At 62.1% G+C, this 24,825-nt stretch carries 13 protein-coding genes; 7 read left to right on the top strand and 6 right to left on the bottom strand.

All coding sequences use genetic code 11. The features are described 5' to 3' along the window. Positions 1 to 198: 198 nt before the first annotated feature. From ACP15S_RS12245 to ACP15S_RS12270, 6 genes are all read left to right on the top strand, one after another. On the top strand, positions 199 to 1,320 hold the full coding sequence (locus tag ACP15S_RS12245) for a Gfo/Idh/MocA family protein (protein ID WP_425039924.1): 1,122 nt from the start codon (positions 199 to 201) through the stop codon (positions 1,318 to 1,320). Next, complete coding sequence (locus tag ACP15S_RS12250) at positions 1,308 to 2,225, top strand: NAD-dependent epimerase/dehydratase family protein (RefSeq protein WP_425039925.1); 918 nt, start codon at positions 1,308 to 1,310, stop codon at positions 2,223 to 2,225. Before ACP15S_RS12245 ends, ACP15S_RS12250 begins: the two co-directional genes overlap by 13 nt. Further along, entirely contained in the window at positions 2,219 to 3,430 is a 1,212-nt protein-coding gene (locus ACP15S_RS12255) for a glycosyltransferase family 4 protein (protein WP_425040892.1), read from the top strand. Before ACP15S_RS12250 ends, ACP15S_RS12255 begins: the two co-directional genes overlap by 7 nt. Beyond that, positions 3,427 to 4,401, top strand: coding sequence for a glycosyltransferase (locus ACP15S_RS12260; RefSeq protein WP_425039926.1), 975 nt, complete (start codon positions 3,427 to 3,429; stop codon positions 4,399 to 4,401). Before ACP15S_RS12255 ends, ACP15S_RS12260 begins: the two co-directional genes overlap by 4 nt. 8 nt (positions 4,402 to 4,409) lie before the next feature. Beyond that, positions 4,410 to 6,506, top strand: coding sequence for an NAD-dependent epimerase/dehydratase family protein (locus ACP15S_RS12265; RefSeq protein WP_425039927.1), 2,097 nt, complete (start codon positions 4,410 to 4,412; stop codon positions 6,504 to 6,506). 156 nt (positions 6,507 to 6,662) lie between these two features. Next, positions 6,663 to 7,544: a CpsD/CapB family tyrosine-protein kinase gene (locus tag ACP15S_RS12270; RefSeq protein ID WP_425039928.1), complete on the top strand. Its 882-nt coding sequence runs from the start codon at positions 6,663 to 6,665 to the stop codon at positions 7,542 to 7,544. A gap of 42 nt (positions 7,545 to 7,586) precedes the next feature. On the opposite strand, the gene ACP15S_RS12275 is transcribed toward ACP15S_RS12270, so the two are convergent. From ACP15S_RS12275 to ACP15S_RS12300, 6 genes are all read right to left on the bottom strand, one after another. Beyond that, the gene (locus tag ACP15S_RS12275; protein ID WP_425039929.1) at positions 7,587 to 8,888 is read right to left on the bottom strand and encodes a Wzz/FepE/Etk N-terminal domain-containing protein; all 1,302 of its coding nucleotides are present in this window, start codon (positions 8,886 to 8,888) and stop codon (positions 7,587 to 7,589) included. Between the two features lie 246 nt (positions 8,889 to 9,134). After that, on the bottom strand, positions 9,135 to 13,673 hold the full coding sequence (locus tag ACP15S_RS12280; protein ID WP_425039930.1) for a MupA/Atu3671 family FMN-dependent luciferase-like monooxygenase: 4,539 nt from the start codon (positions 13,671 to 13,673) through the stop codon (positions 9,135 to 9,137). Continuing rightward, complete coding sequence (locus tag ACP15S_RS12285; RefSeq protein WP_425039931.1) at positions 13,670 to 14,674, bottom strand: glycosyltransferase; 1,005 nt, start codon at positions 14,672 to 14,674, stop codon at positions 13,670 to 13,672. The genes ACP15S_RS12280 and ACP15S_RS12285 overlap by 4 nt, the downstream gene beginning before the upstream one ends. Before the next feature lie 6 nt (positions 14,675 to 14,680). After that, positions 14,681 to 21,142, bottom strand: a complete 6,462-nt coding sequence (locus ACP15S_RS12290; protein WP_425039932.1) for a type I polyketide synthase — start codon at positions 21,140 to 21,142, stop codon at positions 14,681 to 14,683. Between the two features lie 157 nt (positions 21,143 to 21,299). Further along, a complete protein-coding gene (locus tag ACP15S_RS12295) occupies positions 21,300 to 22,667 on the bottom strand; it encodes an oligosaccharide flippase family protein (protein WP_425039933.1) in 1,368 nt (455 codons plus the stop codon). Beyond that, complete coding sequence (locus tag ACP15S_RS12300) at positions 22,664 to 23,497, bottom strand: glycosyltransferase family 2 protein (RefSeq protein ID WP_425039934.1); 834 nt, start codon at positions 23,495 to 23,497, stop codon at positions 22,664 to 22,666. The genes ACP15S_RS12295 and ACP15S_RS12300 overlap by 4 nt, the downstream gene beginning before the upstream one ends. Positions 23,498 to 23,610: 113 nt before the next feature. Here ACP15S_RS12300 and epsE point away from each other — a divergent pair, with 113 nt between their 5' ends. Next, positions 23,611 to 24,825, top strand: coding sequence for an exopolysaccharide biosynthesis GT4 family glycosyltransferase EpsE (epsE, locus tag ACP15S_RS12305; RefSeq protein ID WP_425039935.1), 1,215 nt, complete (start codon positions 23,611 to 23,613; stop codon positions 24,823 to 24,825).

The following is a 24,825-nucleotide window of genomic DNA, read 5'->3' on the forward strand; positions in this document are numbered from 1 at the left end:
GCATCCAATTTTCGGTAAACACCACCTACCTTACCAGATCATTAACGATTTGGTGCAGCGGAGCAATACTGCAATCTGTTTTCGCCGAAATTAAGCCATTTTGATATGCTTCTGTGCGAACAGTTCGTAGCGCCAAGCGGCGTTGTTTCTAGTATATGGTTACCCGTCCGCGCGCCGGTCGGAATCTGGAAAGGTGACATGTCAGAAGTGGTCCTCATCGGCGCGGGATTCGTGGCCGATCTTTATATGCGGTCTTTCGCGCTTTACCCCGAGGTCAAAATCCGGGCCGTGTGGGATCGTGACCCGGCGCGTCTGGAGGCGTTTTGCACACACTGGTCCGTGCCAGCGGCAAGCTCGCTGGAGGCGGCTCTGACGGAGGGGTCCGCAGGCTGCATCGTGCTCAATCTGACCAACCCGGCCAGTCACTTTGATGTCTCGACAGCAGCGCTCACCGCCGGGCACCATGTGTATTCGGAAAAGCCCCTGGGGCTGAGCATGGCACAGGCGCAAGCCCTGCATGATCAGGCCGCCGACGCGGGGCTGCTTTTGTCTTCGGCGCCCTGTTCGGTTTTGGGAGAGGCGGCGCAAACGCTGATCAAGGCGGTCCGCGACGAAGTCTGCGGGATCCCGCGACTGGTTTACGCGGAACTGGACGATGGCTTCATTCCGCAGGCACGCTACGGCGATTGGCTGAGCGATAGCGGCGCGCCCTGGCCTGCGCGGGATGAATTTGAGGTTGGCTGCACGCTTGAGCATGCGGGCTACTACCTGACCTGGCTGATTGCCGCCTTCGGGCCAGTGGCCCGGGTGGTTGCGGCGTCTGCGGCGGTGATCCCGGATAAGGAAGGCAACCCGGAGACGCCCGATGTCTCTGTTGCCACCCTGTTTTTCGCCTCCGGAATGGTCGCGCGGCTGACATGTTCGATTGTGGCTCCCCATGATCACCAGATCCGCGTCATTGGTGATGCGGGTGTGATCGAGCTCAAACAGGCGTGGGACAATGATGCGAAACCGCGCTTTCGCAAACGCGTGACCATCCGGCGACGGCTCATGGAATTGCCAGTGGGCCGCAAGCTCAAGATCGCCGGCCCGACCCATCCCAAGGTCAAACGCTGGGGTGCGGCGGCGATGAATTTTGCCTTGGGCCCGATGGAGATGCTGGAGGCCATCGAGGCCGGTCGTCCTTGCCGATTGTCGTCCGATTTTGCTTTGCATCTCAATGAAGTCACCCTGGCCATCCAGAATGCGGGCGACACAAGTGGCGCGCAAGACATGCAGACACGCTGCGACGCAATGGAGCCGATGCCATGGGCGAGATGACCCTTCTGATCACAGGGGCGGCAGGCTATGTCGGGCGCGCCGCAGTAGCGCAGGCGCGGGCTGTAAACCACGACGTTCTGGCCGTTGTGCGGGAGCCGGGGCGCGTGCCACCGGACTGGGCAGAGGATGCGGGCATTTCCGTCATTGACTGCGATCTCCGCACACCCTCTGCCGCGTTGGGTGATGCCGTCGCTCAAGCCGATTGTGTGATCCATTGTGCGGCGGCGATGTCTGGCGATCGCGAGACGATGGTGCAAAGCAATGTGACGGCCACGCGCGCACTGATGGATCTGATGCCGCTCGGGGGCAAATTTGTCCATGTCAGCTCTATTGCGGTGCATGACTTCGCAAGCCAGGAGCCCGGCGCAATCCTGACCGAAGAAACGCCGCTGGAGCAAGCGCCGCATACGCGTGACGCCTATGCCGCCGCCAAGCTTGCGCAGGAAGAAGAGGTCGTTTCTGCGGCAAAAGCGGGCGGGCTGGAGCTGACCATCCTGCGGCCCGGTGCGGTGTTTGGGCCCGGTCAGCTCTGGAATGCGCATCTGGGCCGCAAGATTGGCCCCGTTCTGTTGCGCTTTGGCATGCGCGGCCAGATACCGCTCGCACATATTTCGACCACAGCCGAGGCATTGATCCGCGCGGCGGAGCTTCCGGAAGAAGATCCCATCATGATCGTCGACGAGGATTTGCCGGATCGGTTGCGCTATCTTGGCGCGCTGGTGGCCCCGGTGGCGCCGAAGCTGATCGTGCCTTTGCCCATGAACCTGTTGGCGCCGGTGCAATCTCAGGCCACGCTGGCGGCGCGCTATCGGCCCTTTGGCTTTGACAATACGCGGATGCGCGACGTTTTGGGTATCCAGCAACAAAAAGGCTTCGAGAAATTGATGCACGAGGCGCAATCGTGACCCGGAAGATCGCTTACCTGACGGGGGAATACCCGCGCGCCACGGACACCTTCATTCAACGCGAAGTTGCCGCATTGCGCGATCTGGGCTTTCACGTGCAGACTTTTTCCGTGCGCCGCACCGGTGCAGAGCATCTCGTGGGCGAAGAGCAACGCCGCGAACAGGCGCAGACCGTTCATCTGATTGAGGCGGCCAAATCACCAAGCCGTCTAGGCCGGGCGCTGGTTCAGGCGCTCAAGCGCCCCGGCGCCGTCGCGCGCGCCTGCGCACTTGCCTGGACGACCGCGCCGCGCGGCGCGAAAGGGCGCCTCTGGCAGATGTTTTACCTTCTGGAAGCCCTTGTTCTGGCAGATGAAATGCAGCGGCAGGGCATAACGCATCTACACAATCACATTGCCAAAGCCTCCTGCACCGTGGCGATGCTGGCCTCTGAGATTTCGAACGTACCGTTTTCATTCACGCTGCATGGGCCAGATATCTTCTTTGAGCCGCTGCATTGGCGGCTGGACGAGAAGATCGCGCGCGCCGCCTTCGTGGCATGTATCTCGGATTTCTGCCGGTCGCAGGCCATGGTGTTTTCGGATCGGGCGCATTGGGACAAGCTGCACATCGTGCATTGCGGCATCGAACCCGTCCGCTATGCCGACGCCCCGCCGCCCCATGGCGCGCGATTGCTCTTTGTCGGACGGCTGGCCGCTGTCAAAGGGGTGGCTGTGCTCTTCGAGGCGCTGGAGCCCATGGTGGCTGAGCGCCCCGACCTACAGCTGACGCTGATCGGGGACGGGCCCGAACGCGCGGCGCTGGAGGCGGAGGCGGCAAAACGCGGCCTCGCGGAGCGCGTCGCGTTTCTGGGCTACCGCAATCAAAGCGAAGTGGCCGAGGCGCTGGCCCGCCACGATATCTTCGTCCTGCCAAGTTTTGCCGAGGGCGTGCCCGTCGTTCTGATGGAAGCCATGGCCGCTGGCCGACCCGTGCTCACCACACGGATTGCGGGCGTTCCGGAGCTTGTGGAGGATCAGGTCTCGGGCAGGCTGGTACCTCCCGGGAATGCGGCGGCCCTGCGCCACGCATTAACGGACTTGCTCGCCGCACCGGACGAAATGGTTTCCCTGGGCGCACAGGGACGGGCCAAGGTTTTGGCCGAGTTTGAAATCACCGGACAAGCCGCCCGTTTGGCGGCGCTGCTGGAAGGCCAGCGGCCATGAGCAAACCTGACCTTGTTCTGATCGGGCGCAACGAAGGCGCGCGGCTCGAGCGCTGTTTGGCGTCCGCCCAAGGGCTGGCCCGACGGCTTGTCTATGTGGACAGCGGCTCGACGGATGCCAGCGTGGAGAAGGCCGAGCAGGCTGGCGCTGAGGTGGTCCATCTCGACCCGTCGCAGCCGTTCACGGCCGCGCGCGCCCGTCACGCAGGCTTTTTGCACCTCGAAAAGAGCGGCGGCGCGGCGGAGATCGTGCAGTTCATCGATGGCGATTGCGAGATCGTTGAGGGATGGATCCCCGCAGGCGTCAAAGCGCTGGAGGCCGACCCAGCCCTCGGTCTCGTCACCGGATGGCGCAGCGAGATGATGCCCGAGGCCTCGCTTTACAATGCGCTCTGCCATGTGGAGTGGCGCAGGCCTGCGGGCGAGATCATGGCCTGCGGGGGTGATATGATGGTGCGCGCAGAGGCCTACCGCAACGCCGGTGGCTTCAATGCGCAGGTGATCGCGGCGGAAGATGATGAGCTTTGCTGTCGGCTGCGCAAAACCGGTCATACCCTCAAACGCCTGCCCTTGGAGATGACGCGCCATGACGCGGCAATGCGCCGGTTTGGGCAATGGTGGCAACGCGCGGTGCGCACCGGCCATGGCTTCGAACAGGTCAACGATCTGCATCCCGATTACTTCAAGCGCGAGCGCATGCGCATGTGGGTCTATGGCGGGCTGCTCCCGCTTTTGGCCCTGACCGGTTTTTTGACCTCTTGGTGGCTGGTGCTTGGCGTGGCGGCGGTTTATGCCGCGTCTTATGTCCGCACGGTGCAGGGCCTTCAGGCCCATGAAAATTTGGCCCCGGCAGACGCGCGCCGGCACGCCGGTTTGCTGACCTTGTCAAAGCTGCCCAATATTCTGGGCGCGCTGCGATACCGGGGGCGTAAGTGGTTTGGTCGCGATATGTCGATCATTGAGTACAAGTGAGATAAGTGATGAGTGAAACACGGATTGGCATCATTGGCGCGGGCTATATTGCGACATGGCATGCAGATGCGCTGCGCGCGACGCCGGGCGTGGCGCTGACGGCGGTCTGCGATGTGTCGGAAACGGCTGCCAGGGGATTTGCCGAGGGCTATGGGCTGGCCGCGTATTCTTCGGTGGAGGCCTTGATCGAGGCCAAGGCGGTGGATGCTGTGCATATCACGACGCCACCCCACCTGCATGCGCCGTTGGCGGAGCAATGCCTTGAGGCGGGGCTGCATTGCCTGGTCGAAAAACCCGTCGCAGAGAGCAGCGCCCAGATGCGTGCCATGGCGGAGCAAGCGGCGGCCAAAGGTCTGGTTCTGGCAGCGGGGCACAACTTCCTCGGCCTGCCCTCTTATGATCGCCTGAAAGCGCTCGTCACACGCGGCCAGCTGGGCAAGATTGCCACGGCCGAGGTGCATTGGCATCTGCCGCTCGCGCCCCTGCGTTCAGGGCCTTACGGGCTGTGGCTCCTGCGCGAACCGCGCAACCTTTTGCTGGAGCTGGGGCCCCATCTCGTGGCCTTCGCGCATGATCTCTTTGGGCCTGTCGAGGTGATCTCCGCCGAGGCGAGCCATCCCGTCGCCTTGCCCGGCATGGGCACGCGCCCGCAGGTTATGCGGATCATGGCCCGCGCCGGTGATGTCGACGTGAGCTTTGTGCTTTCGACCGTTGAAGTGATCGATGACCGCTCTGTCGTTGTGCGCGGATCAACGGGCCTTGCGCGGTTGGATTACGCCAATGATGTCCTGGTGACGCGGTTCGACAATACAGCTGATATTGTGGCCAACCCGTTGTTGAGCCAGCTGGCGCAAGGGGCAGGCCATTGGCGCGAAGGAATGCGCAACCTCGGGACGCAACTGACCTCGCTCAACAAGGAGAACCCCTACGGCTTGTCCTTCAGAGGGACATTCCGCTGCGTTTACGATGCCATCGCCAACGGTTCGCCTCTGGACGCGCGTTTTGCCCCGGATGCGGCGGTGTCAGTCATGGAGACGCTGGAGCATGCTCTGGACGCCATGGACTTGCCGAACCCGCCTGCTTTGCCTGCGAAGGTCCGCGATCCAAAACCCAAGGCTGTCGTGATTGGCGGAACCGGGTTTATTGGCCGCCACCTGACCCGCGGTTTGGTGGCCCAAGGGCAGGACGTGCGCGTGCTCTCGCGCGGGCGGCACGGCCCCTTCGCCGATTTGCCCAACGAGGTTGAGACCATGGGCGTCTCCCTGCATGACCGCGACGGGCTCGCGCGCGCGTTTGAGGGGGTCGAGGTGGTCTACAACCTCGCCAAGTCGCTCGACGACACATGGGAAGATGCGCTGCGCAATGATGTGGGCGTGGCCGTCAATGTGGCCGAGGCTTGCCTCGCGGCCGGTGCCAGCCGCCTTGTCTATACCGGAACGATTGCCTCCTACGATATGTCGAACCCCGCAGGCGTAATCACGGAAGACACGTCTTTCGGAGAGGATCTATCGACACGCAATCTCTATGCCCGCTCCAAGGCTGAATGCGAGCGCAGGCTCATGGCGATGCACCGCGAGCGGAACCTGCCTGTCACCATCGCGCGGCCCGGGATCGTGATCGGACCCGGCGGCCCCTTGCAGCATTGGGGCATTGGCCGCTGGCACGGCGCAGGCGCCGTCAAGCTCTGGGGCGGCGGCGACAACGTCCTGCCCTTCGTGCTGATCGAAGATGTGGTGGATGGGCTGATCGCCATGGGCGCGCATCACGATGCGGTGGGTGAAAGCTTCAATCTTGTGGGCGATCCAATGATGACGGCCCGGCAGTATTTCAACGCGATCCACCGCGAAATGGGCGCGGAATTGCGCGTGCGTTCGGGCAATCTTCATGCCCTTTGGCTGATGGACGCGATCAAATATCCACTCAAACGCTACGGCCTTGGCCGCAAGCAGGCGGTGCGCGCATCGCTCAAAGACTGGAAATCGCGTGCGCATCTGACACCGTTTGACAATGCCAAGCCCAAGCGCGTTCTGGGATGGCAACCCGAGAGCAGCAAGGCTGCCGTCGTGCGGCGCGGGATCGTTGAGGCTGGCCTCTTTGGGCTTTGACCCCGGTTTAACAGATTTGCGACCCACTTTTGCCTGAATTGGCACGACATATATAAAGGAAACGGCGCGCAGGCGCCTGAGATTGGAAATGAGCATGCAGCAGGCAATGATCATGGCGCGTATCGCACCGCTCCCCGACCATGCGGAGGGCGGCGCATGATGATGGACAAACGCTGGATCAAGCGTGACAAGGAGACCTCCGGGCCGGAAAATCACGCCGTGCGCGATATCAGCCGCAGCTCCGCCAAAAATGCACCGCAGAAACAGACCAACCTCTTTGCGAGTTCTGCTGAGAAACGCCGCATCGCGCGCGATGCTCTGTGGGACCGGCTTGGCACATTTCCCATTGATGAGGCCCATCTCGAAACAAACCGCATCATCACCTCGACGCGACGGGATCCATCGCATGCAGCCTTTGATGTGCTGCGCACCAAGTTGCTGCAAACCTTGTCCGAGAATGGCTGGAAACGTGTTGCGATAACCTCGCCCACCGAAGGTTGCGGCAAGACGTTCATGGCCTCCAACCTGACGGTCTCGTTTTCGCGGCAACTGAACTGCCGCACGCTTTTGCTGGACTTTGATATGCGCCGCCCGTCGGTGGATCGGGTGCTTGGGTTGAAGAACCCCGGCAGCATGGGGGAGTATCTGCGCGGCGAAGTCACAACGCAGCAGCATTTCAGGCGCGCCGGGCAAAACCTGCTCAAGATCGGCAATAACATCGCCGTCGGTGCCAACGGGTTGCGAGAGGAATTTGCCTCGGAATTGCTGCAACAGCCCTCTACCGGTGAGATCATCAACGGGCTGGAGCGTGATCTATCGCCTGATGTCATGCTCTTTGATATGCCGCCGGCGTTGGTCAATGATGACGTCCTCGCCGCGCGGCACCTCTACGATGGTGTCTTGCTGATTGTGGGTGGCGGAACAACCAAGCCAGAGGATGTGCAACAAGTCGAACGCCGTCTGGGAGCGGATACGCCTCTATTGGGCGTGGTGCTTAACAAATCCGAAGGTGTCGCCGCCAAGGCATACAGCTACTGAACGACCACCACCGGCATGCGGTTGCAGGCCGGTGTCTTCAGGTCAAAGCCGGGCCTTTTGGCGAGCGCCCACGCTAAAAGGGAAGCCATCCCATCGCTCTCGGAGAGCAACAATCAGCAGCGGCAACGCCGTCAACAAGCCACCCAGCGTCAGCACATAAAGCAAACTCCGGCGGCGGCGTTCCCGCGCCGTCATGACATTTGGGATGGAGACAACAGCCTGCATGCCAACGGCGCGTTCAAGTTGGGCCGAAGTCCGGATCACCGGGTTCAGAATTTCGACAAGGAAGGCCGCACCTGTCGCCACGACCAGGCTGAACACACCGCCTGCAATGGCGAGCTTCTTGCGGCTGCGCGACACGGGGTATTCCGGGACCAGCGCAGTTTCGAGCACCTCGAAACGCTCGGTCTGATCCTGATCGAGCAAGGCGTTCGCTGTCTCGGCCTCTGCGCGGCGACGGGTGACCACGGAATATTGCTCCTGCAATTGCGTCAGCCGCCTGTCCAGAATGGAGAGCTCCTGTTCGACTTGCGGGGCCGATGCGATGGCCGCATCCGCCGCGGCGATCCGGGCGCGCACAGCAGCGCGTTGTTGCTCAAGCAATGCCATTTGCTCTTCGACACCGGAGCGCGCACGGCGGGTATTGCTCTGGATTTCGATCAGCTGCCGTTCGATCTCGAGGTCGCTTTGAGCCAGAGTGGACAATTGCGCGCGCTGCGCGGCCACGGCTTCGGGAAGGCTATCCGCGTTCACTTGCTTGAATTCCGCCATCTCGCGTTCAAGATCGGTGATGTCAGCGGCCAGCCGCTGCTCTTCGGCATCAAAAAACGCCAGCGTTTCACGCGCCGAACGTGCGGAACGCGATTGGCCCTGATCCACGATGCGCGCAAGAAGTTCGTTGGCGACATCTGCGGCCTGCTGCGGGTCATTCATGCTGACTTTGATCATCAGGCCCGTTGGGTTCGCATTGGGATCCCAGGGTTGGGCAGCATCGGTGATTGCGGTCAGTTCGGCAGATTCCCTGAGGCGCACGACCTTGAGCGCCATGGAGAGGTCGGAGTCTGCAAACAGATCGTAGTCTTCGATAATCTCGATGAGATTGTCCCGCGCCATCATGCGCTGTTCCATCAATTGCAACTTGAGCGCGGCGTCCGTGCGGCCCGTGCGGGCGTCTACAATCTGCGCCTGCTCGATCTGGACGACGGCAGTGGTCTCATACAGTTTGGGTTGTTGCAGGACGACATATACGGACACCGCACAGCCAATGGCCGTGATCAACAAGATCAAGGCTGCCCTGCGCCGCAGGGTTTTGAGGATGTCTCGTACCGAGCCAAACTGGTTCATCAATGCGCACTCCGCAAAAGGGCCCCCAATTGCGAGCAGCGACCGCGCAAGGCGCCGAATCGAAATGCGGCGTGATTGTGGTCGAAGCTGGATAGAAATTTAGGCAAAACGGCCACTTTTTGCCACAATTAACCATGAATTGCGGCGGAAACAATCGGTTTCCAGATTGGCGATTTGGTGCGAAAATCCAATACGTTACCCTCGGCAGAGAGGTCTCCGCCGGGTTTTTTCACGCATGTTTGATCTCTAGCGGCTGCGGCGAGCGCGCATTTCGCGGCGGCGTGCAATCGCATCGCGGCGCTTGTCTGCGCGTTGCGAACCCTCACCTTTCGACGCGGCCGGCTGCGGCACATCGTTGGCGGCGCTGGGTCTGTCCAGCGTCGGATGCAACTGCAAGACGCGTTCTGTCAGGCCTTGCAGCGTCGGGTAGCCAAAGACATCGGCGATGCCGAGGTCATGTGCCCCAAGACGGGTGCGCAATGTTCGGTGCGCCTGCACGGCCAGAAGGGAATGACCGCCAAGATCGAAGAAACTGTCGCCCGGTTGCACGTCGCTAACGCCCAGCGTCTCGCGCCAGATGGCCGAGATCGCGGCCTGTACTGCTTTCGCATCCCCGATGGGCGTAGTCGGCATCGAGACTTGGGGCGCGGGCGTCTGGCTTTGCCGCACCGCGGGCGGCTTGCTTTTATTCTGGCCCACATCGCGGGGATCTGGGAGGGCCTTGCGGTCCACTTTCTTGTTTGGCGTCAGCGGAAACGCCTCCAGCGCGACGAAGACATTGGGCACCATATAGGGCGGCAGATGCGCCGCGAGCGCGGTTTTCAATCGCTCAACCTCGGCCTGACCACGAATGTAGCCAACAAGCTGATCTGTTCCACGCAAGACACAGACCGCCTCGTCAACACCTTCCTCGGCCACCAGCGCTGCTTCGATTTCGCCCAGCTCGATCCTGTGGCCACGCAATTTGATTTGTCCGTCGGCGCGCCCGACAAAGGCCAAAGTGCCATCCGCCTGCCAGCGCACAAGATCGCCCGTCCGGTAGAGCCGCCCGGCGCCAAAGGGAGAAGCAACGAAGCGCTCTGCCGTGAGGTCATCTCTCTGCCAATACCCGCGCGCAACGCCTGCCCCGCCGATGTAAAGCTCGCCCTCGACCCCGACGGGAACAGGCTGCATCGCTGCGTCCAGGACATACACCTGCGTGTTGGCGATCGGTGTGCCGATGGGTGCAATGGCCTGATCGGCCCGCGCGGGCGCGGTTGTGGACCAGATGGTGGTCTCCGTCGGGCCATACATGTTCTCAATGTGCGCGTCTGTAAGCGCTGCCAGGTCTGCGACAATCGCCCCGGAAAGAGCCTCGCCGCCCAGAAGTATCTGTTTCAGTGACGCCAGCGCGGCGCGCGTATCCGGATCATCCAGCAAAATCCGCGCCATCGACGGTGTGCATTGCATATGCGTCACCCCATGGCGCAGGATTTGCGCTGGGACGGACCGGTCCTCCGGATCAAGCGCGCGCTGCCCGTTGCAAGCTGCGACCACCTCGGCGAGCGGTTGCAATCCTGCCATGACCTGTTCACGCGAGATGCCATAGTCGATCAGGCAGGCGATTTCAGTCACGCCAATCGCTTTCAGGCTGGTCACACGCTCGAGCGCGTCCTGCACCGTACCGAAGAGGCCGCTCTCGTTGAAATAACGCTCAAAGGCAAAATCGAGGATGGCATCAAGCTCCTCCGGTGTGAGCCCTTCGAGATCGAGATCATACGCATTGCTGACGCCCTCGGGCCGCTTGAAAGCCGGAAACGCCCAGGCGTATTGCTTGATGAGACCGGCCGCGGCGTTGAGGTAATCCTTCATCGGCTGGCGCGCGATGTCCCGCGCGGCCTCCCGCGTCTCGGCGATGCACGTGTGCAGCATCAGGGTGACGTCGAATTCTGCGGGATCATGGCCCGCATCTCGCAGAGCGGCGTGATAAATGCCAATCTTCTCGGCCACTTCATCGATGCTCTGGCCCAGAAGGTGTGTCAGGACATGCGCGCCGATCCGGCCCGCCTCTTCCCATGTGGCGGGATTGCCCGCTGTCGTGACCCAGATGGGAAGCGATTTGGACACCGGGCGCGGCTGGCTTACAACTGCGTGCATGGTGCCGTCCTTGCGCGGGAATGACACGCTGTCGCCCCGCCACAGCGCGCGCAGATCCTCGATCTGGCGCAGCATGGCGGGCTTGTTTTCGGGCGGCGTGTTCTCCGGGCGAAGGACAAAATCATCGGGCTGCCATCCGCTTGCAATGGCAAGCCCGGCGCGCCCGTTGGTCAGATTGTCAATGACGGCCCATTCCTCGGCAATGCGCGCCGTATGGTGCAGCGGGGCCACGCAGGAGCCCGCGCGCACGGCAATGTTTTCCGTGACCGCCGCAACCGCCGCGCCGGTCACAGAGGGGTTGGGATAGGGGCCGCCAAAAGCATGAAAATGCCGCTCGGGCGTCCAAACCGCACAAAAGCCATTTTGATCCGCGAACCGCGCGCCCTCAAGGAGCAACTTGTATTTGTCGCGCCCCACGCCATCGTCATTGCCCCAGTAGTACAGGCTGAACGCCATGTCCTGCGCGCCTTCGCCCACCGCCAACGCAGGCAGGCCGCGCGAGGCCTCGAGACGGTCTTCCTCGCGCACGAGGACAACTTTCGCCCCGCGCGTCAACGTATAGAAAATCTCGAGCACCGAGATGTCAAAGGACAGCGAGGTCAGCGCAAGCCAGCAATCCTCAGGACCCGTGGGCACGCGCGCGTCCATGCCGGCGCAAAAATTCAGGACATTGCGATGCTCGATCATCACGCCCTTGGGGCGTCCAGTGGAGCCGGATGTGAAGATCACATAGGCCAAGTCCTCGGGTCCGGCGCTCAACTCCACAGGCGTCTGGGGCGCCGCGGTGATCTGCGGATCGGTGTCCAGCTCAATGATCTCGGCACTGCTGGGAAGAGCAGAGCGGGCGGCGCGCTCGGTCAGAACATGGGAAGCGCCGCTGTCTTCCAGAAAGAGCGCCAGCCGGTCTGCGGGATAGGCCGGGTCCATCGGGACGTAGGCGCCGCCTGCCTTGTGAATAGCCAAAGCGCCGATCACCATCGAGGCCGAGCGCTCTGTGCACAGCCCAACGAGCCGACCGGGGCCAACGCCCGCTGTCTTGAGCACATGGGCCACCGCATTGGCCCGCGCGTCAAGTTCGGCGAAGCTCAAGGTCTCTGATCCCGAGACAAGGGCTTCGGCTTCTGGTGTTCGGGTCACTTGGGCTGCGAAGGCAGAGGCCAGCGTTGCGCCGTCATCAAAGCCCGTCGCCGTCTCGTTCCAGCCTTCGAGCAAAAGGATGCGCTCACTTTCGGGCATGGGAGACGGGGGCAGACCTTGGCGCAGTGCAGCCGCGGCATCCGCAATGCGCGCCACCAGAAGATCCGCCATCTGGGGCGAGACGCGCGCGGTATCAAAATAAAGGGCATCAGGGGTAATGGTGAGCGCCGTTCCGGGCAGATGCGCATCAAGGCCTTGGGCAATATCCGGGCAGACGACGCTCTCCAGCGCCGGATCGCGGAGGATCAGGTCTGCGGCAAAAGCCGGTCCGATATCGTCCGGCTCCTCAACCGGCACCCATGGCGCGGCGATCGGATTCGTGACGGCGATGGCTTTGGCGATGGCCGCGTCTGGCTGGCCTGTCGCATTGCGCGCGACGTGCAAGGTCAGCGCGGTCTGGTCTGCCTCTGTGAGCCCATCAAGGGCGATGTCCCTGCGATCTATCAGGCCGGTTTTGCGCGGGCCGGGCCAAACTGCGGGACGTTTCGTGGCCAAGCGCGCCGTAGCCGCTGCCTCGTCGCGGGCCAGCTTTTCTGCGTGTTGGCGCCAGTCGTGCACCTCGACCGCGCTCAAGGCAGGCATCTGACCCTTCTCGGCCAGATCAAGCGGCAAACCATCGAGCGCGCGCACCCCCTCCAGCAACAGGGCACCATCCGCGAAGCCGAGGGCTATCGCATTCTCGCCTACGCGCGTCCATTGGCCCATGGCGAGATCGGACGGTGTCGGCGTGGCCGTGCCAATGGCCATCATCCGCGCGCCATCCCAGAGTTTGGCGCAGGCCAGCGGGTTTGGGTAATCCCCGTGATCCAGCGCCCGCACCACGCGCAGCGCATCCTGCCACGGCCCATCGACCTGTAGCGTTCCCGCGGCATCTGGCCTGTCAAACCGCGCAACATAGCTCCGGTCGTCAAGGTCTTGCGGTCTGGCCTCCGTCGCACCGCTCTCAAGGCTTGTGATGACGTCTGAAAAGCTCTCGATTGCGGCGCTGTAGCACTTCGCATTCAGAGAAAACGCCGTGTCGTCCAGCGTGATGTCGAACTTGCGCTGCGCCACAATATCACCGGCGTCGATGCCCGGTGTGATCAGATGCCACGTGATCCCGTGCTCCCGCTCCCCGGCAAGATGCGCCCAGACCGGTGCGTTCAGCCCGGCGTAGCGGGGCAAAAGCGCGTCGTGGAAATTGACAGCGCCCCGGCGCGCGAGGGCGAGGAGATCTTCCGGCAAGAGCCGCAAATTGGCAACGGACAGTATCCAGTCAAACGTCAGCGGGCTTAGATGCTCGGCAAGCGTCGGCGCGGGCCGTTCGACACGAATTCCTTCCATCTGAGCCCATGCCGACATGGCGGCATCTGTCGTGACCAAAGCGGCGACGCTGTGGCCTGCGTCCCGCCATTGGGTCAGGCAGGCTTGCGTCAGAGAGGCATCCCCGATGAAAACAGCGCTCATACTCATGCGTCTCTCCCGAGCGGGGCCAATACACGGACCTGCGGCTTTGGCGCATCCCGCAAAGGCATCAGAACGCGTAGATCGTGGGCGATCAGGTCGCGATAATACCTGTCAGGGTCCAGCTGAGGCTTGCCCTGAAACACACGCCGCAGGTGCCACAGCAGGCCCCCAGTCAGATGGGCCAATGTGGCCAAGGCAGCATAGGCGCGCCCGTGGTTCTTGATGAAATAGTGGGTGCGGCTGTCGAGCCAGAATTTCGGCACCCGTTTCCAGCTGTTCATACCCGTCGATGCGCCGCCGATATGCTGCACGCGGCTGTCCGGCACATAGATGGTTTGCCAACCCGCCTGCGCGGCTCTGCGGCAAAGATCCGTCTCTTCGAAATAGAGGAAGAAGGTTTCGTCAAACAAACCGATTTCTTCCAATGTCTCGCGCCGCATCATCAGGCTCGCGCCTGAAATCCAATCCACCGTTTCGACACCGGTCGTGAGATCATCGCGCGGCACGCGATAGGCACGCAGGAGTTTCGAGACCGGGCCACTGCGCGCCATGGCCTCAAGATCGCCCTGCCAGGAGGGAAACCGAAAGGCCGTCAGCGCGGTTGCGCCATCGGATCCATAGATCTGGCTACCGGCGAAACCTGCCTCTGGTGTGGCTTGCAATGTATCGTAGAGGACGCGGATCGCATCTTTGTCAGGGAAGGCATCGGAGTTCAGAAGATAGTAGACATCAGGGGCGCTGCCATCCGCCAGGCCTGCGCGCATACCGTAATTGTTGCCGGCGCCGTAGCCGCCGTTCCAGCCTGACGCCAGCACCCGGACATGGGGCCAGCCCCGCTGCGCGACATGATCGCAGAGCGCCTCAAAAGAGCCGTCCTGACTGTCATTGTCGACGATGACCATCTCGGCGGGCAGACCATCCATCGCCAAAACGGCCGCGTCCGCGGCGCGGGCGGTCATGTCAGCCGTGCGGTAGTTGAGAAGAACAACAAGTAACTTCGAGGACATAACAGGCTACTCCGCCACTTTGGCCAAGGGGGGGGCAGCGCTCTCTGGCTCGGCGGCCTCCAAGGCATCGCGCATCGCATCCGCCAGAACGCGGACATGGGGCTCCAGCACCATGGAATCGTGATCTCCCAGCACTTCCGTGACTTCAATCCCGGGCACGTATTGGCCCCAATCGTTGTCATGCAGCAGATAGGCACGCTCGGAGTTGACCAATTGCCCGCCCGAAACGGTCCAGTGGCCGACATGCGGTGGCCGGAACAGGTGCATATGTCCCCGCCAGGGGCGCATGTCGTACTGCGCGACGGCCTCAAGGAAGGCCGCTTCGATCTCGGCGTTGTGGAAGCTGTGATCATCCTGCGTGGGCGCGTCAAAGCCGCGGCGTTTCTCCAGCTCCCAGGCGATACGATTGGCCGCCCATTTGAATGGGTAGAGCACACCTTTGTTGCGAATTTCCTGTAGCTGGATCAGCAGTCTGTCACGGCGCGTGAGCGGTCGGCGCTGCGGGAGCGGCGTGTCGAGCAGAATGACGATGGCCACCTCATCGCCTGCCGCCTCAAGCTGTCGGGCGATTTCAAACGCGGTAATACCACCGCCGGAAAAGCCGCCCACGGCATAAGGCCCTTTGGGCTGAACCTGACGCATTTCGGCGATGTAATCGGCAGCCGCCTCGGAGATGGAGCGATGCGGCTCTTCGCCACCGTAGAGCCCACGGGCCTGCAGGCCGAAGAAGGGGCGTCGTCCACCCAGCAAATGCGCGAGGTGGCGCAGGTTGAGCACATTGCCAAACATACCGGCCACAAGGAAGAACGGCATGCCCGGCCCGCCCTCACCCGCATGCATCGGGACGAGATAGCGAAAGCGCGGGCCCTCGCCCTGACTGGGCGCGCGCTCCGCCGTGGTCTTGGCACCTGCGGCAGGCCCGGCGCGCTCCTCGATCAGCGCGGCGCAGAGCCGAATGGTCGGCGCTTCGAAGAGCACGGAGATCGGAAAATCCACCCGGTAGGATTTCTTGATCATCGCAAACATGCGCACGGCAATCAGGGAATGCCCGCCCAGATCAAAGAAATTGTCGTCGATCCCGACCTGATTGACGCCCAGCAAATCCGTCCAGAACGCAGCGAGTGTCTCTTCGATATCGGTCTGCGGCGCAGCATAGTCGCTTTCGAGCTCGGGCCGTTCGAATGTGGCACCGCCCGGTTGCGGCGCATCGCTTTGGTCTGCTTGCGCCCGCAAGCCCTCGATCGGCAAAGATGAAACCACGACTTGCGCCTGCGGCAGGGCCAGGGCGCGCAGGAAAGCATCCGCCCCCTCGTCCGCGCGAATGCCTTGCCTGAGGTTGTGACGCAGGCGCTCCTCGGCGGCCGAAATGGGTGCATTCCCGTCGTCTTCGTCGAAAATGAGCTCTGCGGCGCTCAGGGGTTGTCCCGAACTGAACTGACCTTCCATGTCGAGACACCGGATCTGAAAATCACGGATCTCGACGCAGACCTCGCCGTCAGGTGTCATCAAGGTGATATCGAACTGCGCCGTGGCGTCCTTGACGGAATTGGTCCCGCGATTGCGAACCCATGAGATTACATCCGCAGGCAGATCCCGATACACAGAAATGTCGCCATAGCGCATCGGCACCCAGAGACGCTGCGCATCATAGCCCTCGATCAGATCCATGGCCCAGCCTGTGGCGATATCCATCAAGGCCGGGTGCAATCGGAACCCTTGGGTGACGTCGGTCTTGGCATCAGCCGTCAGGCGCAACCGGGCCAGACCTTCGTCAGCACCCAGAGACTTGCCATAAAGCGCGCGCCACCGGGGGCCAAAATCCAGATGTGTTTCCTGCGCCGACCGCAGCGGCAAATCCGTATTGGGCAACGCGCCAATGCGCGTTTCCAGAGCCCCCAGATCAACGCGCACAGGCGGATCGATATTATGCAGCCGGATGTCGCATTCCGCATGGGTCTGCCATCCCCGGCGCCCGTCAAAGGTGACGGCAGAGCAGACGCTCAGGCGATAGCCCGTGTCCCTGCGCTCCATCTTCAGGCGCATGTTCAGTGGCTTGTCATCCGGCGCATGCATGGGGCGCAGGAAGGTCAAATCCGTCAGGGCAAAGCGCCCGATCTCGGATTGGGCTGCCAAGGCCTGCGCCGCCAATTCGATATAGCCCGTCCCGGGCAGAATCGCGGCATTGTCCACGCGGGTGCGATGCTCGTTCAAAATCCAGTCGGACTTGGCCTCAAGCTGCGTTTCAAAGAGCCGCGTGCCCTGAGCATCAAAGGTCGCCACGTCGATCAGCGGCTGCGCAGTCTCTTCACGCGGCTGAGCGATCCTTTCACCGCTGCGCGCGGCGACAGCATCCGCCGCCATGCCGACATCAGCCCAGATCCCCCAGTTTACCGCGACGACGCGGGTCTTGCCGTCGGCACGCGCATGCGCGAAGGCGTTGAGATATTCATTGGCCGCGACATAGTCGATCTGCCCGGCCGGTGCGATGATCGTCGAGGTCGATGAAAACAGCACCAACCAATCGATCGCGCCATCCGGGAAGAGCGCATCCAGAACCTGTGTGCCATGGATTTTGGGCGTGAAGACATCTTCAACAGAGGCAGGCCCCTTGCTGAGCAAAGGTTCATCATCAATCACGCCTGCAGCATGAATGACCCCATGAATGTCTCCCGCAGCAGCCCGAAGCGCCGCAACAGCCTCGGTCATCGCAGGCTGGTTGCACACGTCAGCTTGCAACACATGCACCTGCGCCCCCAACGCTTCCAGGTCTTGCACCGCGCGAATGCGCGCATGCGTCGGATCATTGGGGCTCATGCAGGCCAGGAGGCTCGGCCAGGCCTCACGCTCTGGGAGCGGACGTCGGCTCACGATGCCGATATGGCCCGCACCGACTTCAATCAACCGCCGCGCCACGCTCAGTCCGATGCCGCCAAACCCACCAGTGATCAGATAAACGCCGCCGGGCCGGACAGGTGTCCGCTCAGCGGCGTCCAGTGGCACCGGGCGCAACTGGCGTTCGAACCGTTTGGCACCCCGCAAGGCCGCCTCATAGCTCCGGGGCTCGCTGAGCAAGTCCTCCAGGACCTGATTGACAACCGGCGTCAGGTTCGTCTTGGCGCGCTTGCCGAAGAACCCTCCGCTGGGTTGGCCAGCAGTCAGGGCCACATCCAGATGCGCAGTCGTGACATTGGGCAACTCGCGCGGAATTACGCGGATCGGACCGGCAAGCGTGGCTTTTTCGGGATAGGTGACGGCTTCATTGCGCGCCCGGAAGACCCCGTTTGTGACGCATGTGATGTGCACCGGGGCCGAAGCGCCCTCCGCGTCCATAGCTTGCGCAAGGAAGAGGAGCGCATAAAAGCCCTGCTCCTGCACACGGTGGAAAAAGGACGATCCGGGACGGTGCGTTTCATCCTGCGTCAGGAGCCAGAAATGCGCGACGCGTGTCGGGACCAAACCATGCGCGAGCATGTCCTGCACCAGCAGATCATAGCCCTCCCGGCCCAGTTCCGGCGACAGGACATAGCGTTTTTCGTCAACCCGGGCAAACCGGTCCCCCGGTTTGACCCGCACCACCTGATGGCCAGCGCGCTCCAGCCTCTGGCAGACCTCGGAGCCAATCCCAAGCTCATCCTCGAAGACAAGCCATGTCTCCGGCAGGCTCTCGGACATGTCGCCCTCGACATCGATATCACAGGGCGCCAGGGCCGGGATCCACGCCACGCGGGAGCCCCAGTCCTCAAGCACGTCACTGCGCACAAGATCGTTTGCCTCGTCCTGCTGCGCACCGCGGCCCGGCTCAATGAAATAGCTTTTGTGTTGGAACGCATAGGTCGGCAGCGGCACGCGGTGACGTTTGCGATCGGTCCAGATCTGATCCCAGTCAACCGCTACGCCCAGAGCGTTCAGGCGGCCCAGCGCCAGAAGGAAATGCGCATCATCCTCCATGTCATCCTCGGCATGGCGCAAGCTTCCCAGAACCGCGTTGGCAGGCACTTTGGGCTGCATCCGCGCCAGGGCCGCGAGCGTCTTGCCCGGCCCGACTTCCAGAAAGATCCGACCCGGTGTCTCCGCAAGCGCCTCGATGCCAGCGGCGAAATGTACCGTATGGCGCAGGTGGGCGACCCAATAGGCCGGGTCCTGCGCGTCCTCGTCAGACAGTGTTTGCCCTGTCCGGTTGGACATGATCGGCACGCGCGGAGCCTGCAGCGGGATCCTGCGCAGATGCGCTTCAAAGTCTGCCAGGATCGGCTCCAGCAGATGGGAATGCGCCGCAATGTCGATGGCAATGCGCTGACAGTCGATATCGCGCGCTGCAAGATCGCTCTGGAGCGCGTCCAGCGCCTCTTGCGGACCTGATGCCACGCTCAGACCCGGCGCGTTCTCGGCCGCAATATCCAAACCGTCCGGCAGGATCGCGCGGAGCTCCTGCGCGCTCAATCCAACAGACAGCATGCCCCCCTTGGGACATGTGTCAAACAATTGGCCGCGTTTATGCACCAAGCCGATGCAATCCTCGAACGACATCACACCCGCCAGTGCAGCAGCCGTGTTTTCGCCCATGGAATGGCCGATCAAGGCTGTGGGTTGCACGCCCCAGGACATCCAGAGTTGGGCCAGCGCATATTCGACGATCATGGTCAGCGGCAACTGCAAAGAGGGTTTGGTCAACCGGGCATCAGCCTCGACCTCCGCGCCTCGTTCCGGCAGCCAAAGCGCTGCCATGTCTTCGTCGCTCAAACGGGCGAGATGCGCGAGGCCCTCATCCATCCACTCGGCAAAAACAGGCTCCGTTTCATAGAGATCGCGAGCCATACCGGCGTATTGCGCGCCGCCCCCGGGCAGCATGAAGACAACCTCGGGCGCAGCATCCATCGCAGAATGGGTGAACACGCGGCGCGGGTCACGGCTTTGCAAGCGCACGGCGGCCTCATGGGCATCCCGGGCGATTGTCACCAGCCGATACTCAAAATGGCGGCGCCCGTTTTGCAATGTGAAGGCGACATCTGCGAGATTAATATCCGGATTGGCCCGCAGATGGCGGGCCAAAGCGTCGGCATTGGCTTCCATGGCGGCTTTCGTCCGCCCGGAGATTGTCAGGATCTGGAAAGGCCAGTCTGACGGATCACTCGTGCCGCGATCCGGCGCTTCTTCAAGCACCACATGCGCGTTTGTCCCACCAACTCCCAGCGAATTGACCCCGGCCCGCCGCGGCCGCGCGTGGCGCGCCCAAGGCGTGAGCGTGTCATTCACTTGGAAGGGTGAGCCGTCGAAATCAATGGCCGGGTTGGGCGCTTCAAAGCCAAGGGAGGGCGGCATCGCTTCGTGGTGCAGTGCCAACGAGGCCTTCACCAGCGACGCCACACCCGCCGCTGTATCGAGGTGGCCAATGTTTGTTTTGACCGAGCCTATGCGGCAGAAACCAGTACGATCCGTCGTTTCGCGAAAGGCCTGCGTCAGGGCCGAAACCTCAATAGGATCGCCCAGATAGGTGCCCGTGCCGTGGCATTCCACGTAGTCAATGGAATCCGCTGAGACATCCGCAATGGCATGCGCCTCCGCAATCGCCGCGGCTTGCCCCTCGACAGATGGCGCAAGATAGCCGGCTTTGGCGGCCCCGTCGTTATTGACACTCGAGCCCTTGATCACGGCCCAGATATGATCGCCATCGGCAAGTGCATCTTCCAGACGTCGCAGAACCACGACGCCAACGCCCGAGCCAAACACCGTGCCTTGCGCGCGATGATCAAAGGCATGGCACGCGCCGTCGGGAGACAGGATCTCCCCTTCCTTGAAGACGTAGCCGCGCGCATGGGGCAGCTCAATCGTGACACCGCCCGCCAGCGCCATGTCACATTCGCCATTCAACAGAGCCTGTGCCGCGTAATGCGTGGCGACCAGCGATGTGGAACACGCGGTTTGCAACGTGAGCGAGGGGCCTTGCAAATCGAGCACATGGCTCAACCGCGTGGACAGGAAATCCTTGTCATTGCCCGTGTGCCGCAGAAGGAACATGCCGGTCTGATCGACAAGCTCAGGGTTCGAGCAAATGTTGAAGTAAAAGTAGCTGCCCATCCCGCAGCCCGCATAAACCCCGATGGGCCCATCGAAGCTCTCGGGCACATGGCCCGCTGTCTCCAGCGCTTCCCAGGCGGTTTCCAGAAAATGGCGGTGCTGCGGGTCCAGAATGGCGGCCTCTTTGGGCGAGAAGCCGAAGAAATCCGCATCAAAATCAGCCAGACGTTCCAAAGGGGCCGCGAACGGTACGTAATCCGGGCGCGCGATCTTGCCCGCACTTTCACCGGCTTCGAGAAGCTCGGCCTCGCTCAGCCTGCGGATCGAGCCTGTGCCAGTGCGCAGATTATCCCAGAATGCATGAATATCCGGCGCGCCCGGCAGCCGCGTTGCCATACCCACAATGGCGATATCCGTGTCGCCCCTGGCAGGGCTATCAACAGCACCAGACATACTAATTTCCCAAACAAGCCCCGATGGCTTACGGCGCAAATGCGCTCAAATTACGGCCTTGCCACGTTCCCTGCGCCGCAGTCTTGCCACATTCCAACAATTTAACCCACATTTTAACGGGAAATTTTGCCACTTTGGCGCATGCTCTCCGAATTGATCATCCCCCGGTCACAGCCTGCAAGGCAGACAAGGGCTCGGCATGGATCCAGAACGCGGCCGAGGTGATTGCCACGCCCACCCCAAAGGCGACTGAGTCGTGCAGGCCATCCCACACGCCCACACGCCGCGCCAACCAGACGACAACCGGGTAGACACAGATCATCGCAATCCCCTGACCGATCAGGGCACCAATCAGTCCGCCAGCCTCAAAACCCAGCAAAAGACCCGCAACCATGGCCACAGCCCGCGCCAGTTGCAGCACGAAGAACGACCGGCTGTCGCCTTCCGCGAGCGCGGCCTGATCATAGGTCAGGCCGATCACAAGCGGGATTTGCATACAGGCGATCAACACCAGAATTGGCCCGGCCAGAACATATCGCGCGTCATACAGCAGTTCGATCAGCCAGACGCCACTCATGGCAAATGCCAGTTGCAACAGCAGCAAGGCCGCCGTCACGGCAATACGCATGCGGCGCAGCTTCGCATAGTTCTCTGGAGCGGCCTTGGGCGGGGTTTCGCGATAGATCGGGATAAGGACCTTGGCAACGATCATATTGCCCAGGAGCAATGGAAAAGCGGCGAGGAAAAATCCGATGTTGTAGATGCCAAGGAGCTCAAGATCGAGCAAGCGGCCGAGGATGATGCGGTCTGATTGCGTGAAGACAAAGCCGCACACCGTTGCCAGAAAGATCCATTTGCCAAAGTGGATGAGCTCCCGCCCCGCCTCCGGCTCCCAGCGAAACCGGTTGGACGGCCCGGGCAGGAAGCGATTGTTGATGAACAATTGCACCAGCATCGAGATCAGCCCGGACCAGACCAGCGCCCAGACCGATTGCAGCCACAGCGCCAACACGATGGCGGCAACAGCGCCGACGATCTGGGTGACCATGTCGAGGATTGTGACGCGTCCCAGTTGCAGGTGTCGATTGGCCGTTTGCATCTTGGTCGGCATGAAGCCTTGCAAAATGAGGGTGAGGCCTGAGGCCATGATCAGCGGGGCAAGCAGCGCCACGTCATAAAACCAGGCCACCGGATACGCGACCCCGCAGGCAAATGCGAACAGCAGAAAGCCGCGCACCACGTTGATCGTCCAGGCCGTATTGAGAAACTCAGGGTCGTCGCCCCGTTTGTTCTGCAGGATCGCAGGCACGGTGCCCACATCCGAAAACATCGTCAAACCCTGCATCAGGATCATGACGATCGCCATCATGCCGAAAGCTTCGGGAAAGAGCAGGCGCGTCAGGATCAGGTTGGAGGCAAGGCGGATCATCTGCGAGCCGCCAAACCCGATGACCGTGAGACTGGACGAGCGCAGGATACGCGCTGACAGGGCCCCGCCCTGAAATTTCCGGGCAAGCGCTCTCATCGCCCGCGCTCCCAGGTCGTCGTGCGGCCGAATTTTGTGGCGAGCGCGACGGAGGTATAGATTGCAAAGCCTGTCGGATCGCTCAGCGCCATGCTGAGTTTCTGGCCCATCGGAAAGGCCGGTTTGTCATCATTTTGAAGAAGCTCCGGGAACTGTTCCCTGATTTCTTCCACGCCCCGGTTTTGGCGCCGCCGCACTTTCACCAAAGCCTGCCATCCCTCGACCAGCGGCCACACGTAGCCCGCGGGAACGGACAGGCGCTCTTTCGGGGCAAAGTTCAGGCGGGCGAAGGTGTCATCGGAGATGATGCGCGGCCAGTTGTCCCATCGCGCGCGGCCGGCGGCATTCATGGCGAAGAGGCCCGCCCCGGGGACGCCATGTGTCAGGAACGGCACGCGGGCGTAGATGCGCGCGTAAGCCCGGGATATCGCCGTGTCCGCCGCAGCGATCCGCAATTTCCCGGAGGCATAAGCGGGCTCAGCCCTGTTCAACACGCGTGCGAGCTGGCCCATCACGGCGGGATCAACCACAACATCGGCATCGAGATAGGCGCGCACGGGCGCCTGTACGATGGCATCGGCGGCATCCAGCGCCGCGAGCTTGTCTCCCTCTTTCAGCTCAATGATATCGAGCCACCAGCCCCGTGCCTCAAACACCTGAGCGCGCTCCCGCGCCCGCAGCGTCGTCTCATCGCTGCACCCGTTTGCAACGACAATAACCTGCGCATGCTCGAGGCCAACCGAGGCGTATAGCGCCGACAGACACCCCGGCAGTGTGGCCGCTTCATTATGGGCTGGAATGATGATCGACAGGGCGGGGCCGGAAGACATCGGCGATCCTTGAACTTGAACAACACGGGCAACAACACAATTGCCGATGATCTAAACAATAAATTATGGCAAGGGGATGGTGCAGACGCGAATTTCCCTTTGAGAGGTGGCACATGACACATATCGACAGGATTGGCTATCTTGTGCCGCAATTTCCCGGGCAAACCCATATCTTTTTCTGGCGCGAGATCGCGGAGCTCGAAGCAAAGGGTGTGACGCCTGTCCTGTTTTCCACGCGGCCACCACCGCCGGGATTGATCGCGCATGACTGGACCCAGGACGCCATCGCGCGCACGACCTATCTCGGGCAGATGTCCGTCATGGATACTTTGCGCGCCCTGCCACACCTGCCCTGGGCAGACATTCACGCTGAAGCCCGGCGCGACGGACGCGCGGTGTGGAAAGACGCGGTCATCTGCGCCGGTGCCGCATACGCGCTGAAGCGGACCTGCGCGGCGCAAGGCATTGAGCATGTGCATGTGCATTCCTGTGCCCGCGCAGCGCTCGTTGCGGCCTTTGCCCAGCATCTGGGCGGGCCAAGCTACTCGATCACGTTGCACGGGCCTTTGCAGGATTACGGACCAGCCCAGCCTTTCAAATGGCGCAATGCGGCCTTCGCGACTATCATCACACAAAAGCTCATAGCAGAGATGCAAGCCGCGCAGCCCGATGATCTGCCGCCCCGGATCATCCTGCGTCCTATGGGTGTTGATACAGAGGTCCTGCAACGCAGCGCGCCGTACCGTCCTGTGCCTGACGGGGAGCCGCTTCGTGTCTTTTCCTGCGGGCGCCTGAACATCGTGAAAGGCCATCAGGACCTGATCGCAGCTGTCAAGATCCTGCGCGCACAGGGCCGCGATGTTCAGCTTGAAATCGCAGGGCAGGACGACGCGGGCGGCGACGGGTTTCGGCTTGAACTGGAGCGTATTCTTGCAGACAGCGGCGTATCAGATGCTGTGACCCTGCTCGGTCCGATCGATGCGGATGCGGTCAAAGACAAGTTGCTGGAGGCGCATATCTTTGCTCTGGCCTCATGGCACGAACCTCTGGGCGTGGCCTACATGGAAGCGATTTCCTGCGGTGTGCCCACCATCGGCACGGACAGTGGCGGCGTGCCGGAGTTGATCACCGACGGCGTCGAAGGGTTGCTTGTCCCGCCCAAAAACCCCGAGGCCCTGGCCAAGGCCATCGCACGGATTGCCGATAATCCGGAACTCGCACTGCAACTCAGCACCTCCGGGCGTGCCCGGATGGAGCGCGAGTTTTCGTCCCGACTGGGGGCAGAGACGCTGATCACCGAAATGGAGCGATTGTCACAATCCGGGTAG

It is taken from the genome of Primorskyibacter sp. S187A (assembly GCF_049800955.1).
Lineage (GTDB): Bacteria > Pseudomonadota > Alphaproteobacteria > Rhodobacterales > Rhodobacteraceae > JAKVBH01.

What these genes read in the sequence shown, in the direction of transcription:
- ACP15S_RS12265 (WP_425039927.1), top strand. Translation starts at nt 4,410, where the DNA reads ATGAGTGAAACACGGATTGGCATCATTGGCGCGGGCTATATTGCGACA.
- ACP15S_RS12290 (WP_425039932.1), bottom strand. Translation starts at nt 21,142, where the DNA reads ATGTCTGGTGCTGTTGATAGCCCTGCCAGGGGCGACACGGATATCGCC.
- ACP15S_RS12250 (WP_425039925.1), top strand. Translation starts at nt 1,308, where the DNA reads ATGGGCGAGATGACCCTTCTGATCACAGGGGCGGCAGGCTATGTCGGG.
- ACP15S_RS12280 (WP_425039930.1), bottom strand. Translation starts at nt 13,673, where the DNA reads ATGAGTATGAGCGCTGTTTTCATCGGGGATGCCTCTCTGACGCAAGCC.
- ACP15S_RS12260 (WP_425039926.1), top strand. Translation starts at nt 3,427, where the DNA reads ATGAGCAAACCTGACCTTGTTCTGATCGGGCGCAACGAAGGCGCGCGG.
- ACP15S_RS12300 (WP_425039934.1), bottom strand. Translation starts at nt 23,497, where the DNA reads ATGTCTTCCGGCCCCGCCCTGTCGATCATCATTCCAGCCCATAATGAA.
- epsE (WP_425039935.1), top strand. Translation starts at nt 23,611, where the DNA reads ATGACACATATCGACAGGATTGGCTATCTTGTGCCGCAATTTCCCGGG.
- ACP15S_RS12270 (WP_425039928.1), top strand. Translation starts at nt 6,663, where the DNA reads ATGATGATGGACAAACGCTGGATCAAGCGTGACAAGGAGACCTCCGGG.
- ACP15S_RS12285 (WP_425039931.1), bottom strand. Translation starts at nt 14,674, where the DNA reads ATGTCCTCGAAGTTACTTGTTGTTCTTCTCAACTACCGCACGGCTGAC.
- ACP15S_RS12295 (WP_425039933.1), bottom strand. Translation starts at nt 22,667, where the DNA reads ATGAGAGCGCTTGCCCGGAAATTTCAGGGCGGGGCCCTGTCAGCGCGT.
- ACP15S_RS12245 (WP_425039924.1), top strand. Translation starts at nt 199, where the DNA reads ATGTCAGAAGTGGTCCTCATCGGCGCGGGATTCGTGGCCGATCTTTAT.
- ACP15S_RS12275 (WP_425039929.1), bottom strand. Translation starts at nt 8,888, where the DNA reads ATGAACCAGTTTGGCTCGGTACGAGACATCCTCAAAACCCTGCGGCGC.